Genomic DNA, 15072 nt, shown 5'->3' on the forward strand with positions numbered 1-15072 from the left:
CTCGCTAACATTATTAAATTTGACACAACAAAATTAATCATCTATAATATCTAATATATCTTGGGGGTAGATGAGTTCTGGTGGACTTGCAAGTCTTCAAAACTATGTTATCGTGCTAATACCACGATAGGTGGGTTCGATTCCTACATACTCCCGCCACTAATTGCAATAAAAAGGCATATCTCACGATATGCCTTTTTTATTGAAAAAATATAACATATAAAATAAAATAAATCAATTATCTTTTTTGATATACAACTGTTGAAGTTCCACCATTACCTTCATAAGTTTTAGTGATACTATTGCCATCTTCAAGCACAGTAATCTTTGTTGTTGTATTATTCTTAGAGTCAGTTGTTTTAACCTCTTTTTTAAATTGTGATCCATCTTTAGTATTAGTAACTGTTACTTTCTTAGTTTTAGTTCCTCCGTCAATAGTATTATTACTAGTTAAAATTGTTGTACTATTACCTTGTTGATTTACAAATATATTTTTAGGAAGTCCATCTTTTGTCTTTGTTTCTATTTTAATCTGTCCTCCTAAGGGCACACGAACAATTGTATATGGGCCATTATTAGGATTAATATTTTTTATAATACCATCTCTAGTTATTGTAGTAACATTAGATCCTGGTCTTACATTAAGAGTCTCGTCTCCCCCAGTACCACCTGTAAATTTTACTTTTACAGCATAACCTCCAAATGTATCTCCATTAATAAAAGGTGATTTACCTAAACCCTGTTTTACACCTGTCATTAATCTAAGCATAATCTGAGTAACTCCAACCTTCAGACTAGCCTGAGCTTCAACTTTAGTAAACAAACTAAAACAAGACGCTAATCCCACTACTCCTAAACAACTACCTAAATATTTTTTGTTCATCATATTATGTCAACTCCTATATCCGATTAATAAAATGAGCTAATTAATTATTTTCGTATATGATTACCGTCTTATCTCCACCATGATATTTAGTAGTAGTACCTTCAGGATTTCTAGTTACAGAACGAGCCGTAAGAGAATTTGAATCTCCAAGTGTCATAGTTACAACAAGTGTTGTAGTTGAATCTTTTGTAGGATCAGTTGTTCTAACAGTTTTTGTGAGTTTTGACCCATTTCCACTACCAGTCACCTCATAAAATTTAAACTTACTTCCCCCACCTACAGTAGTCTTATAAGTTGAAGCATCTACTGAACCATCACCATTTGGTTTTATAAGCATCGTCTTAGGAGAACCATTACTCGTAGTCGTATCTATCTTCAATTGACCTCCTGCAGGTAACATAATAGTTTTAGGTCCATTCCCAGTAACATTAATAGGAATATTATCACCATTTCCATTTATCAAAGTATATTTAGATCCCGGTCTTAAATTAAGAGCAGAAGTATTATTTCCACTATCGTTCCCAACGAGCGTCTTAATAGAACTTCCTCCAAATACATTCTTTGTTATAAATGAATTTCCATTACCCAAACCATATTTAGTCAAAGTGGAAAGAAGAGTAGGTCTAGCCTGAGCTTTAGTTCCAGGCAGAAGGCTACTAACAGCTGCTACCCCCCCCCATACTCCTAAACAGATTCCCAAATATTTTTTCTTCATATGTACTTTAACCTCAATACTTAAATTTTTATTTATTAATAAATTGTAACACACTAATGAACAATTTTAAACCAAAACACCAAAATTAAATAATAAAATAAATCCATTAACTATTTTCATATATAATTGTCATATTAATTCCATCGCTATATCTTGTAATCCTCTCTTCTGGAGTTACGGTCACAGAACGAGCTGTACTGTTTGGATTTTCACTACCTCCCGTTACTATAGTAGTTGTTGTCGTTGAATTGTTCCGATCGTCTGTCTCTCTAATTATTTTTTCCATTTTTGAATCCACTCCCGTACCAGTCACAGTTAAGAACTTAATCTTAAATCCTCCATTATCATTTCGTTTTGAAGTTGTAAGAGTTACGCTATCAAAGCCAGTTTCTAATAACATAGTCTTAGGCATTCCATCCTTAGTTTTCGTATTTAATTGAACTTTTGAATCATTCTGAGTGTTTAAATACATCAACGATCCTTCACCAGCTAAATCCATACTCGTTCTTGTTCCATCTTTATCTATTACAATTACCTTAGTTCCTACTCTCACATTAAGAGCCGAAGGATCTCCTCCAGAATTTCCTACACGTATTTTATAAACATTCCCTCCAAATGGACCTCTAGTTAAAAAACCTCTAGACCCACCCATCATAAGTTTTACCATACTAGATGTTGCTCCAAGTTTTGGAATAGCTTTAACATCAACTTTTGTCAAAAAACTAAACAAGGACACTATACCCAATGTACTCAGACAAGTGCCCAAATATTTTTTATTCATATGTACTTTAAACCTCAATACTTAAAATATTTTTATTTGTTAATAGATTGTAACACACTAATGAATAAATTTAAATAAAAATAATAAAAGCATTTTTATTTTGATAATTTGTTTGGTATAATTTACTTAAAAATTTAAATTTTAAGGATAAAGATAGAATTATATGAACAAGTATTATTTAAAAACTTATATAGCTACATTTGGAGTAATGTCATCTTTTTGTTTTTTACCAAGCATCACTTCTAAAGCCACACCTTTAAGATCTACATCCAGAATTTTTAATGCTCTTTTAAGATTAGGTACTTCAAACGAATCGTTTGTAAAAAGATTAGGAGGCGGACGAGCTATCCTCACTCTAGATTACTCAGGTAATGGAAGCGGAAGAGGAATACCTGTACCGCCAAATTCCCTCGTCTTTATTGAAACTAAAGACGGGGTTAAATTAACTTCAACTACCACAAACGAAAAAAGTAAAAATATTTTATTAGATAGTGGTAGCTTCATCTATTACACTAAATTAAGTAAAAATGGTCAACCTTACAAAACTAAAGTAACAGTTGGGAGCAATTCCGTTACAGTCACTACACTTAAAAAAACTATTGACGGCTCAACAGTCAAAAAAGTCACAAAATTAACCGAGTCTTCTAATAAATATCCAGCAGGAAAAGTTCAACAAGACATTCACATGACTCCTTATCAAGGTAATTCTCTTACACATCGTTCGTATCAAAAATTAGATCTACATAATGAAAACAACTATACAAAATATGAAGAAACCAAAACCCCCGTTCACTTCACATCCAAATATGAAGATCCAAATAAATTAATTACAACAGAAAAACTTCCTGGATTTGATTATAAAAATACATTAATTAAAGCCACAGGTGAAACTCAAATCCAAGCTACAAATAAATTTGGAAGTGTAGTTACTACTACAAAAGGTGGTATAACTACAATACATAAATTTAATACAAATGGTGATCTAACTAAAGTATCTACTAAATCTCCTTCTGGACGTTCAGAAACAATATATAACTCTAGCGGAGCTATTGAATCTGGATACAAAATAACTCACCATTAAACAAAAACAAAAAGCAAGTACGATATGTACTTGCTTTTTATATCTTTGAGCTTTAAGCATTCTCCTCAAACTGACTATTATAAAGATCAGCATAAGAACCATTTTGAGCCATAAGCTCATCATGATTACCATGTTCAATTATATTACCTTGTTTCATTACAAGTATTAAATCAGAATCTTTTATTGTTGAAAGTCTGTGAGCAATAACAAAGCTTGTTCTACCTTCCATAAGATTCCTCATAGCTTTTTGAATTAACGCTTCCGTTCTTGTATCTACGTTACTTGTAGCCTCATCAAGAATAAGAATCTTCGGATCAGCAACAATCGCTCTAGCAATAGTTAAAAGTTGCTTTTGACCTTGTGATATATTTGACGCATCCTCATTTAATACTGTATCATACCCATTTTCAAACAATCTTATAAAATCATCCGTATGTGCTGCCTTAGATGACTCTATTATTCGTTCATCTGTCGCACCATCCAAACTATAAGATAAATTTTCTTTTATGGTACCATTAAAAAGCCAAGTATCTTGAAGAACCATTCCAAAGTTACTTCTCAAATAATCCCTGGTCATGTCATTAATATCTACTCCATCAATCTTAATACTTCCACCATTTATATCATAAAAACGCATTAAAAGATTTATAAGAGTTGTCTTACCTGCACCAGTATGACCAACAATAGCTACTTTTTGCCCTGGCTTAACCTCAAAACTAATATTATTCATAAGAGGTTTATCTGGATTGTATCCAAATTTAACATTTTCAAAAACAACTCTACCATGAACATCTGGTATCCTAGCATCTTTAGTAGACTCTGGAGTAAGTTCTTCTTCGTCTAAAAATTCAAATACCCTTTCTGCAGCTGCTAAAGTTGATTGAAATAAACTTGCAATACTTGCAATTTGGTTTATTGGCATTCCAAACTGTCTTGAATATTGAATAAATGCTTGAATATCACCTATTCCAATCTTCCCTATTATGCTGAAGTATCCTCCAATTATAGCTATAATAATATAGTTTATGTTATTAATAAACATCATTACAGGCATTATAATTCCAGATATAAATTGAGCTTTCCAACCGCTTTCATATAAACTTTCATTAATTTCATCAAATCTTTTAACATTATTTGGCTCACGTCCAAAAGCTTTCACAACATTATGTCCAGAATACATCTCTTCAATGTATCCATTAAGCTCACCTACGGTCTTTTGCTGGCTCTTAAAATATTTTTGTGACTTGCCAACTAAAGGTTTTATAAGATTAGTCCCAATAAACAAAATTAAAATAGTAAGTATCGTCATTATAGGACTTATCGTTATCATAGCAATTATAACTCCAACTATAGTTATAACCGAAGAAATAAATTGAGTTAAGTTCTCTTGAAGTGTTGTCGCAATTAACTCTATGTCATTAGTCAAACGACTTAAAATTTCTCCATGTGTTTTGGTATCATAATAATTCAAAGGAATTCTAGAAATCTTTAGATCCACATCTTTCCTCAAATCATACATAGTACTTTGTCCAAAACCAGCCATTATATAGTTCTGCAAATAAGTAAATAAACATCCTAAAGAATAAAGGACAATAAGTATTAGAATTATCTTCCCTATAAATTGAAAATCAATACCACCCATGCCTGTTGCTATTCTAATAGCACCATCAAACACTTCATTTATAGCCTTACCCATAATTTTTGGACCAACAATATTAAATACTTGACCTATTATAGCAAAAACAATAATCACTATTAAAATCCACAATCTAGGTTTAAAATATCCAAATAATCTCTTAGCAGTTCCTTTAGATGGTTTAGATTTTTTAATTTCCGAGAAATGTCCTACATCTTGTTTCCTCATGACAATTCCTCCTCTGATAATTGAGATTTTGCGATTTCTCTATATACTTCACAATTATTAAGTAATTCTTTGTGCGTACCTATTCCAACAACTCTACCATTATCCATTACAATAATTTTATCTGAATGCATTACGGAAGTTACTCTTTGCCCTACAATTAAAATGATTGCATTTTTTATATTCTCTTTAAGAGCAGCTCTCAATTTAGAATCTGTTTTAAAATCCAATGCAGAGAAACTATCATCAAACATATAAATTTTTGAATCTCTAACCAAAGCTCTTGCTATTGACAATCTCTGTTTCTGTCCTCCAGAAAAATTAGTTCCACCTTGAGCTACATAAGAATCAATTCCATCTTCAAGATTACTAACAAACTCATGAGCTTGAGCAATCTTAAGAGCCCTCTCGAATCTTTCATCTGTCGCAGATTCATCACCATATTTCAAGTTAGATCTTATAGTACCAGAAAATAATACTGCCTTTTGGGGCACATATCCTATACTTTCCCTCAATTCTTTCTGAGTTATATCTTTAATATCAACTCCATTTAAAAGTATTTTACCTTTAGTAACTTCATAAAATCTTGAAATAAGATTTAATATAGTACTTTTACCCGATCCTGTACCCCCAATTATCGCAACTGTATCACCTGACTTACATTCAAAATCTATATTTTCAAGATCATATTCTCCAGTATTATTATAAGAAAAACTAACATTATCAAATTTTAAAGTAACCTCATTTGAATCACTTAGTTTCTTAACATTCTCTATATCATTTATAGAAAAATCTGTTTCTAAAACTTCATTTATACGTTTTGCAGAAGAAATAGCTTTCGGTATCATCGCAAAAAGCATGAAAAATATCATAAGTGAAATCATAATCTGATTTGAATATTGTATAAATGCAATTAAATCTCCAACCATAAGAGTACTATCAGCAACTCTATAACTTCCAAACCAAACAACAGCTAAAGAGTTAAAATAAAATATGAGAAACATTATTGGTATTAACTTTGCAAAAATACGATATGCCTTCGTAACCGAATTACTCAAATCCCTATTTGCATCATCAAATCTATTTTCTTCATATTTTTGCTTATTAAAAGCTCTAATAACTCTTATCCCCGTTAAATTTTCTCTCGAAATCAAATTAACTTTATCAAGTTTCTTTTGTATTTTAGAAAATAACTTAATCGCCTTTTTCCCTATCATAAATACAACTATAAAAAGTATCGGTATTGATATCAAAAGTATGATTGATAATTTAATATCTGTATACATTGAAACAATCAAACCACCTATAGCAGTCATAGGTCCAAGTATCATCATTCTTAACATCAATAATGTCATATTCTGAACCTGAGTTATATCATTAGTTGTTCTAGTTATAAGTGATGCAACTCCAAACTTATCTACTTCTTTAGAAGAAAAACTTTGAACTTTAATAAATACCCTTCTTCTTATTTCTTGTCCAAATTTAACAGAAATTCTAGATGACAATAGTATTGATAATAAAGATACTATAATAGAAATCGAAATAACCACTAACATTTTCAATGCCTGAATGCCTATGATTCCCATATCTTTATTTACTATTCCTTCATCTACAACCTTTGACATTATATTTGGTAGCAATAATTCCATCATCGATTGTGCGAAAATAAGAAAAAATATAAGTAAAATCATGAACTTATATTTTTTAAGATATTTAAACAAAGATAACATTTTTTCACCCTCCTTAATCTTAATAATTTATAGCAATTAGACTATTATATCAATTTAAAAATAAAATTTGGTTTCAAATAGGTTAAATTTATTTATTAACCAAAAATTTTTAACTTTATTCAAACATGTAAAATCTTTTCTACTAATAACGCAAAAAACATTTTTTATGTAAAAAATTTATCTAAGTTAATTAAAACGAAATTTCATTTATTTTATGTGAATCAGGAAATTTATTTTTTAGCACAAATTTATTTAATTCCATCAGTTTTATTTTTGGCAATTTCGAATTCACGTAAAATATTTGAGATTTTGTTTTAAATTAAATTTTTTATGATGATGTAATCGTTAAACTAAACCATAAATTTCACATATTTTTAATGATAGTTTTTTAAAAATATGTTAAAATTAAAACATAATATTGGATAAATTTTGATGTATACTTAAGGTTTTGGAGGTAATTTAATGATTGAGGTAATTATAAATGATAAAAAAATATCATCTGAAAAAGGAAAAACCATTTTGCAAATAGCTAAAGATAATAATATAGAAATTAAAACATTGTGTTTTCTAGAGGATTGTCTAAATGTAAATCGTTGTGGTACTTGTATGGTTGAAATTGAAGGAAGTGGGGATGTCGTTCATGCTTGCTCAACTCTAGCTGAAGATGGAATGTCAATAAGAACAGACAGCGAAAAAGTGTCCGAAAAAATAAAAGAGAATATATCAAAAATTCTCGATTCTCATAACTTTACTTGTGGTAAATGTAAACGTCGTGAAACTTGTGAACTCTTACCTTTGGTTGTTCAAACCAAAGCTAGAGCATCCAAACCATTTATTGTAAAAAATCATGAAGAATACATAGACAATAGAAGTAAATCTATAGTTTTAGATAGATCAAGATGTATAAAATGCGGAAGATGTGTTGCAACTTGTAAAGAACGAGTTGGAACTGATTCAATAATTTTTCATGATGTAAATGGTGAAATTGTTGTTGGTCCACAACATTTAGATTGTTTTGATGATACAAACTGTATACTTTGTGGACAGTGCGTAAATATTTGCCCTGTTGATGCTCTATATGAAAAATCACACATTGAAAGAGTAAAGGAGGCTCTTGAAAATCCAGATATTCATGTTATAGCAGCTATGGCCCCATCCGTTAGAACTTCTTTAGGTGAATTATTTAAGATGGATTACGGAATAGATGTTACAAATAAAATTTACACTGCTTTAAGAAAAATTGGATTCGATAAAATATTTGATATAAATTTCGGTGCAGATTTAACTATAATGGAGGAAGCAACAGAATTTGCAAACAAAATAAGAAGTAACAATACAAATTTCCCAATGTTTACATCCTGCTGTCCTGCTTGGGTAAGACTCGCTGAAAATCATTTTCCAGAACTTTTGGATAATCTTTCTTCAACAAAATCACCTCAACAAATTTTCGGTGCTGCAAGTAAGTCATACTACCCTTCAATAGAAAATCTTGATCCAAAAAAAGTATTTACTGTAACTATAATGCCTTGTACTGCTAAGAAATTTGAGGCAGATAGACCTGAGATGATTAATAACGGAGTGCGAAATATTGATGCTGTTATAACTACTCGTGAGTTTGGAAGAATGTTAAAAGAATTAAAAATAGATTTCGCATCTCTTGAAGATGGAGAATTAGATGAGGCTATGGGACTTTATACCGGTGCTGGAGCAATCTTTGGAGTTACTGGTGGAGTTATGGAAGCAGCCTTAAGAAGTGCGAAAGATATGCTTGAAAATAAAGATCTTGATAAAATTGAATATAAAGATGTTCGTGGATTCGAAGGAATTAAAGAAGCAACTGTTGAAATTAACAATAAAGAATATAACGTAGCCGTTGTTAATGGTGCATCTAACTTCTTCAAAATGATGAAAGACAATCTTCTTGATAAAAAACAATATCACTTTATCGAAGTCATGGCTTGTTATGGTGGATGTATAAATGGTGGAGGGCAACCTTATGTTACACCTAAAATGAGAAACAAAATTGATTACAAAAAATTACGTGGAAATGTCCTATATAATCAAGACAAAAATTTAAAATATAGAAAATCACACCAAAACCCTGCCTTATTAAAAATGTATAAAACTTACATGGGAACACCTGGTGAAGGATTAGCACACGAAATATTGCACCAAAAATACAAAAAGAAAGAGAATTAAATATTCTCTTTCTTTTTAAATATCTCTATCGCTCTATCAAGTATTCCAGTCAAATAGGCTATTACAACTCCATAATTTGTGATACTAATCCCTTTCTCTCCACAAAAATTAACACGATTAATAACACTTTTCCTATTTATCATACAGGCACCGCAATGTATAACCAAATCATACTCATCAAGATTATCAGGAAAATCATTACCAACATAAAAATCATATTTTAATTCATAACCAACATGCTTATTTAACAATTTTGGGATTTTAAACCTCCCAATATCTTCATGTGAAACATTATGACTACAACTCTCTGCAATCAATATTTTTGAATCTTTGTTCAATTCTTCAATCTTTCTAACTCCATCAACAAAACTTTTTAAATTCCCTTTATGCCTTGCAAACAAAATTGAAAAACTGGTTAAAGGTATATTTTTTGGCACAACTTCCGAAACTTTTTTAAAAACTTGAGAATCTGTTATAACAAGATCAATATCTTTCAAATCCTTCAGTCCATCTTCAAGTTCTGTATCTCTTAAAACATAGCTTTTTATCCCATGATCCAAACAATCACGAATACATTGAACTTGTGGAAGAATTATTCTACCCTTTGGTGCCTCGGAATCTATAGGTACAACCATAACAACCTTACTATTATAAGGAAGAATATCTCCAATTATTGGAATTTCATACTCAGATTCACTAAAAATTTGGATAATTCTATTTTTTAAATTTTCAATACCTTCACCACTCTCGGTTGATACAAATATAAAATCATTAAAATCTTTAGAAATCTCTTCACGATCCGAATCTTTTAATAAATCAGCTTTATTTATAACAACAATATGAGGAACATTAAATTTTTTAAAATTAATCCTCATTTTCTCATACGAATCTTTATCCAAATCCATACAATCAAAAACATATATAGAAAGATCTACTCTCTTTAAAGTATCATATGTTTTGTTAAATCTTAAACTCCCAAGTTCACTATCATCGTCACTCCCAGCTGTATCTATAAATAAAACAGGCCCTATCGGTATAAATTCCATTGGTTTTGAAACTGGATCTGTCGTAGTGCCACCTATTGGTGAAACAATGGAAACATTTTGATCCATAATTTTATTAATTAAAGAAGATTTTCCAACATTTGTTTTCCCATAAATCCCAATGTGCTTTCTATTAGCATTCGGAGTACTAAACATATAAATCTCTTTCTCCCTTCCTTAATCTATCTATCCTATCTTCAACCATATCACGCACATGCTTCTTTTCAAAATCATTTTTAATATTATCAATAAGTCCATTAACTTGATTCATAATCTCATCATCACCATAATCAAGTGCATATTCTACTAAACTCATCAAAGCATTCGGTTCACAAACATTTTGTATTTGCCCAGTCTTAGCAAGACTCATAAATCTTTCACCAGTTCTACCCTTTCTATAACAAGCAGTACAATAACTAGGAATGTAACCATCATTCACAAGTTCCTTTAAAACTTCGAGAGGACTTCTATCATCACAAGTTTCAAACTGGTTAACATTTTTTCTATCCTCTTTTTCTTTATATCCACCAACTCCTGTTACAGAACCTGCACTAATTTGAGAAACACCATATCTAAGAAGTTCTCTCCTCATTTCCTTATTTTCCCTAGTAGACAGAATTATACCAGTAAACGGAACAGCTATCCTTATGACCGCAACAATTTTTTTGAAAGTTTCGTCATCTAAAACATTTGGAAAATCCTCGAGATTCATTCCTTCAGCCTTTTTAAGACGTGGTACAGAGATTGTATGAAAACCTACTTTAAACTTTTCTTCCAAATACTCATTATGTAACATAAGTGCCAAAACCTCAAATTTAGGATCAGCTAAACCAAATAAAACCCCCGCACCAACATCATCAATTCCTGCTTCCATAGCTCTGTCAAATGAATTCAAATGATAATTATAATCTCCCTTTATTGATTTCGGATGCATCTTTTCATATGTTGGCTTGTGATAAGTTTCTTGAAACAATATATAAGTTCCTATGTTCGCATCTTTCAACTTTCTATAATTTTCAACAGTAGTAGCTGCAATATTTACATTTATACGTCTAATCTCTCCATTATCATTTTGAGTTTTATAAATAGTATCAATACATTCTAAAATATAATCAATAGGAACATTTATAGGATCTTCTCCAACTTCAAGTGCAAGCCTTTTATGCCCCATACTCTCTAAAATCTTAACTTCATTCCTAATCTCATCTTGAGTTAATTTTCTTCTCTCAAATTTGTTATCTCTCCTATAACCACAATACAAACAGTTATTAACACAATGATTACTAACATACAACGGAGCAAACATAACTATTCTCTTACCATAAATAGACTCCTTTATCCCTCCTGCAATTTTATAAATACTTTCTAATTGATTCTTATCTTCAACCTGAAGAAGTATTGCAACTTCCTTATGATTAAGTCCTTCTTTCTTTTTAGCCTTATCAATTACAAATTGAACATCATCTTTTGATGCGGATTTGCTTTCATTTAAAATTTTTTCTATATAATCATGATCAATGAACATAACTACTCCTCCTAAATAAAAATTAAAATCCAAGTATACTATTTATAGAAACTTGTTGTTCATCATACTGTTTAACATCTGGATTATCATGACTCCACTTTACATTGTCACCCCTAGTTATTGCAACCTCAAAACCCGCATTATTAATTCTTCTCTCTATACATTTTCTACATTCTGCTGCTTCATCACCAGTACAAATTTTACCATCATAAAGAGCATATTTTTCTCTAACATTTGTAGGAGATAAATTCGGCATAACAACATTTCCTCCAGCCTTTATTCCCTTTTCTCTTCCTAACTTATCAATACTTCCAAGAGCTGTTGTTGCAGGTAATAAAACATTAGGTAAAAGCAATCTAACAAGTGCAAGCATAATCACTGTATCTTCCAAAGTTCCAGCTGGATATTCACCAAGAGATGTCTCTTTTTGAGGTATAAACGGACCAATGCCACACATATGAGGCTCAATTTCCTTAACAAATCTTAAATCCTTAACTAAATCTCTTTTTGTTTGCCTAGGTAATCCAACCATAAATCCAGCACCAAACTGATACCCTATCTCTTTAAGATTATAAAGACACTTTATTCTATCTCCAAAAATTTCTCCAGGATGAAGCCACTCATACAATTCTTTTGAAGCAGTTTCATGCCTTAACAAATATCTATCTGCCCCAGCATCAAACATTTTTTTATAAGAATCATAACTTCTTTCACCTAAAGATAACGTTATTGCATTATTAGGAAACATTTCCTTAATTCCTCTTATGATTTCAATCATTCTTTCATCAGTAAAATAAGGATCTTCCCCTCCTTGCAACACATAAGTTTTATATCCAAGCCTATCTCCAATAACCGCACACTCCATTATTTGATCATAGGTAAGCCTATATCTATCTGCATTTTTATTTTTACCTTGTATACCACAATACTCACAATTTTTCTTACAATAATTCGTAAATTCAATAAGACCTCTCATAAAAACTTTATTCCCATAAGTTCTCATTCTAGTTTCATGTGACTTTTCTATCAAATATTCTTTACTATCCTCATCAATATTTTCCAAAATATATAAAAGCTTCTCGTCTGAGAGATTATTAAATTCAAACAACTCATCAATATATCCTTTAATCACAACAACTCTCCTTAAAATAAAATACTTTAATTTAATTATACATAATATAAACTTTCACTTAAATAAAAATAAAGGTTATCCTTAAGATAACCTCAAATAAAAATTTAAACTACACATTAAATCTAAAATTTATGATGTCCCCGTCTCTAACTACATATTCTTTTCCTTCTAAACGATAATATCCTTTTTCTTTCGCAACAACCTCACTTTTACATTCGATCATCTTGTCGTATGATATAACTTCAGCACGTATAAACCCACGTTCAATATCTGAGTGAATTTTCCCTGCTGCTTGAGGTGCTTTAGTTCCTTCCGTTATAGTCCAAGCTCTAACTTCCTGAATCCCAGCAGTTAAATAACTTATAAGTCCAAGCAAACTATAACTCTTAACAATCAATTGATCCAATCCAGACTTTTTAATATCATACTCTTCCATCATTTGGGATCTGTCTACATCATCAAGTGAAGATAACTCCTCCTCAAATTTTGCACAAAGAGTAATTGCCTCAGATTTCTCACTCAAAGCAAATTCTTTAACCTTCTTAACCATAGCATTTTCTACTTTATCAACAAACTCATCTTCTGATATATTGCAAGCATAAAGAGTTTTCTTATTAGTTATTAAAAAATATTTTTTAACTCTTTCCTCTTCTTCCTTAGTTAAATCCATGCTCCTAACCATCTTACCCTGTTCCAAATGACTCTTAACCCTTTCAAGAATATCAAGCTCTATCTTAGAATCTTTATCTCCAGATCTTGCAAGTTTTATAATTTTATCTATCCTTCTCTGAACAATTTCCAAATCTGATAAAATCAATTCAAAATTTATAACCTCTATATCATCAAGTGGATTAACCTGACCACTAACATGAACAATATTACTATCTTCAAAACACCTTACAACATGTACTATCGCTTCAACTTCACGAATATGGGATAAAAATTTATTTCCAAGCCCCTCTCCCTTACTCGCTCCTTTAACCAATCCAGCAATATCATAAAATTCAATTGAAGCATAAACTTTTTTCTTCGTATTATATATCTTCTCCAATTCATCCAACCTATTATCAGGTACAGTAACAATACCAACATTAGGCTCTATAGTACAAAATGGGTAATTTGCCGATTCTGCTCCTGCCTTAGTAATAGCATTAAATAAAGTACTTTTACCAACGTTTGGTAACCCAACAATCCCTAACTTCATAAAAAACTACCTTTCTATATTAATTTTTAACATATATTTACACTTATTTATCAAATAAAATAAAGACATACTAAAATAATAAAATTTAAATTATTAAATGGAGGATTAAAAATGAAAAAAAGCATCATCGCTTCACTACTAATATTAACTACTTCACTGTCAACAAACTTCGTTCCCATCCAATCAAAAACATCATACATCACCACAAACAACTTTACAAATTCAAATACTCAAGAACTTGATTGGTACATAGTCCCAAACAAAGAAAATAAACCTCCTGAACCAAACAAAAATGCAATCCCAATATTAAATAACTTCTCAGGGTATTATCTGGGAGATACCGAAAAAAAAGTACTCTACCTAACATTTGATGAAGGATACGAAAACGGATACACTTCAAAAATACTCGATATATTGAAAAAACAAAATGTCCCAGCTGCATTTTTCGTTGTAAAACCTTACCTTAAAACAAATAAAGATCTAATATTAAGAATGGTAAATGAAGGTCATTTAGTTTGTAATCATTCCTCTTCACATCCATCAATGGCAAAAATAACAGATCCTAACAAATTTAAAAAAGAATTCACAGATGTAGAAGAAGAATACAAAAAAATAACAAACTCTGATATGCCCAAATATTTCCGACCACCTATGGGCAAATTTAGTGAATACTCTATGAAGCTTACAAATGAACTCGGATACAAAAGTATATTTTGGAGTTTAGCTTATAAGGATTTTGATGTCAAAAATCAACCATCAAAAGAAACTGCCAAAGATAAAATTTTAAGCAGAATACACAATGGATCTATAATACTATTACACGCAGTATCAAAAACCAACACTGAAATATTAGAAGAAATACTGATCGAATTAAAATCTCAAGGATATGAATTCAGAACTCTAACAGATTTTTAA

Annotated in this window: 12 protein-coding genes and 1 tRNA gene; 4 read left to right on the plus strand and 9 right to left on the minus strand. The window is 30.6% G+C overall.

Features of this window, described 5'->3' with window-relative positions:
• Positions 1-62: 62 nt before the first annotated feature.
• Positions 63-159, plus strand: a tRNA-Sec gene (locus RATSFB_RS04110).
• 79 nt (positions 160-238) lie between these two features.
• Here the strand turns inward: RATSFB_RS04110 and RATSFB_RS04115 are convergent.
• The 3 genes from RATSFB_RS04115 to RATSFB_RS04125 form a co-directional block, all read right to left on the minus strand.
• Positions 239-886 (minus strand): hypothetical protein, encoded by a 648-nt coding sequence (locus RATSFB_RS04115; RefSeq protein ID WP_014094787.1) that lies wholly within the window; start codon positions 884-886, stop codon positions 239-241.
• Positions 887-926: 40 nt separating this feature from the next.
• Positions 927-1601 carry a hypothetical protein gene (locus RATSFB_RS04120; protein WP_014094788.1) on the minus strand — a complete coding sequence of 225 codons (675 nt, stop codon included), beginning with the start codon at positions 1599-1601 and terminating at the stop codon, positions 927-929.
• 106 nt (positions 1602-1707) lie between these two features.
• Positions 1708-2382, minus strand: coding sequence for a hypothetical protein (locus RATSFB_RS04125; protein WP_044035546.1), 675 nt, complete (start codon positions 2380-2382; stop codon positions 1708-1710).
• Between the two features lie 163 nt (positions 2383-2545).
• Here RATSFB_RS04125 and RATSFB_RS07170 point away from each other — a divergent pair, with 163 nt between their 5' ends.
• Entirely contained in the window at positions 2546-3463 is a 918-nt protein-coding gene (locus RATSFB_RS07170; RefSeq protein ID WP_014094790.1) for a hypothetical protein, read from the plus strand.
• A 52-nt stretch (positions 3464-3515) separates the two neighbouring features.
• Here the strand turns inward: RATSFB_RS07170 and RATSFB_RS04135 are convergent, their stop codons facing one another.
• The gene (locus RATSFB_RS04135; protein ID WP_014094791.1) at positions 3516-5327 is read right to left on the minus strand and encodes an ABC transporter ATP-binding protein; all 1812 of its coding nucleotides are present in this window, start codon (positions 5325-5327) and stop codon (positions 3516-3518) included.
• On the minus strand, positions 5324-7054 hold the full coding sequence (locus RATSFB_RS04140) for an ABC transporter ATP-binding protein (RefSeq protein ID WP_014094792.1): 1731 nt from the start codon (positions 7052-7054) through the stop codon (positions 5324-5326). Before RATSFB_RS04140 ends, RATSFB_RS04135 begins: the two co-directional genes overlap by 4 nt.
• A 462-nt stretch (positions 7055-7516) precedes the next feature.
• Here RATSFB_RS04140 and RATSFB_RS04145 point away from each other — a divergent pair, with 462 nt between their 5' ends.
• Entirely contained in the window at positions 7517-9253 is a 1737-nt protein-coding gene (locus tag RATSFB_RS04145; RefSeq protein WP_014094793.1) for a ferredoxin hydrogenase, read from the plus strand.
• Here the strand turns inward: RATSFB_RS04145 and hydF are convergent.
• The 4 genes from hydF to ychF form a co-directional block, all read right to left on the minus strand.
• A complete protein-coding gene (gene hydF / locus RATSFB_RS04150) occupies positions 9250-10452 on the minus strand; it encodes a [FeFe] hydrogenase H-cluster maturation GTPase HydF (protein WP_014094794.1) in 1203 nt (400 codons plus the stop codon). The two genes, RATSFB_RS04145 and hydF, sit on opposite strands and share 4 nt — an antisense overlap.
• Positions 10445-11821: a [FeFe] hydrogenase H-cluster radical SAM maturase HydG gene (hydG, locus tag RATSFB_RS04155; protein ID WP_014094795.1), complete on the minus strand. Its 1377-nt coding sequence runs from the start codon at positions 11819-11821 to the stop codon at positions 10445-10447. Before hydG ends, hydF begins: the two co-directional genes overlap by 8 nt.
• 22 nt (positions 11822-11843) lie before the next feature.
• Positions 11844-12953: a [FeFe] hydrogenase H-cluster radical SAM maturase HydE gene (gene hydE / locus RATSFB_RS04160; protein WP_014094796.1), complete on the minus strand. Its 1110-nt coding sequence runs from the start codon at positions 12951-12953 to the stop codon at positions 11844-11846.
• A 109-nt stretch (positions 12954-13062) separates the two neighbouring features.
• Positions 13063-14157: a redox-regulated ATPase YchF gene (gene ychF / locus RATSFB_RS04165; protein ID WP_014094797.1), complete on the minus strand. Its 1095-nt coding sequence runs from the start codon at positions 14155-14157 to the stop codon at positions 13063-13065.
• Positions 14158-14268: 111 nt separating this feature from the next.
• Between ychF and pdaA the strand changes: the two genes are divergently transcribed.
• Positions 14269-15072 (plus strand): delta-lactam-biosynthetic de-N-acetylase, encoded by an 804-nt coding sequence (gene pdaA, locus RATSFB_RS04170; protein ID WP_014094798.1) that lies wholly within the window; start codon positions 14269-14271, stop codon positions 15070-15072.

The organism is Candidatus Arthromitus sp. SFB-rat-Yit, from assembly GCF_000283555.1.
Taxonomy (GTDB): domain Bacteria; phylum Bacillota; class Clostridia; order Clostridiales; family Clostridiaceae; genus Dwaynesavagella.

Coding starts and splice junctions, on each gene's coding strand:
- RATSFB_RS04125 (WP_044035546.1), bottom strand. CDS start 2,382: ATGAATAAAAAATATTTGGGCACTTGTCTGAGTACATTGGGTATAGTG.
- RATSFB_RS04145 (WP_014094793.1), top strand. CDS start 7,517: ATGATTGAGGTAATTATAAATGATAAAAAAATATCATCTGAAAAAGGA.
- ychF (WP_014094797.1), bottom strand. CDS start 14,157: ATGAAGTTAGGGATTGTTGGGTTACCAAACGTTGGTAAAAGTACTTTA.
- RATSFB_RS04120 (WP_014094788.1), bottom strand. CDS start 1,601: ATGAAGAAAAAATATTTGGGAATCTGTTTAGGAGTATGGGGGGGGGTA.
- RATSFB_RS07170 (WP_014094790.1), top strand. CDS start 2,546: ATGAACAAGTATTATTTAAAAACTTATATAGCTACATTTGGAGTAATG.
- pdaA (WP_014094798.1), top strand. CDS start 14,269: ATGAAAAAAAGCATCATCGCTTCACTACTAATATTAACTACTTCACTG.
- hydG (WP_014094795.1), bottom strand. CDS start 11,821: ATGTTCATTGATCATGATTATATAGAAAAAATTTTAAATGAAAGCAAA.
- hydF (WP_014094794.1), bottom strand. CDS start 10,452: ATGTTTAGTACTCCGAATGCTAATAGAAAGCACATTGGGATTTATGGG.
- RATSFB_RS04140 (WP_014094792.1), bottom strand. CDS start 7,054: ATGTTATCTTTGTTTAAATATCTTAAAAAATATAAGTTCATGATTTTA.
- RATSFB_RS04135 (WP_014094791.1), bottom strand. CDS start 5,327: ATGAGGAAACAAGATGTAGGACATTTCTCGGAAATTAAAAAATCTAAA.
- RATSFB_RS04115 (WP_014094787.1), bottom strand. CDS start 886: ATGATGAACAAAAAATATTTAGGTAGTTGTTTAGGAGTAGTGGGATTA.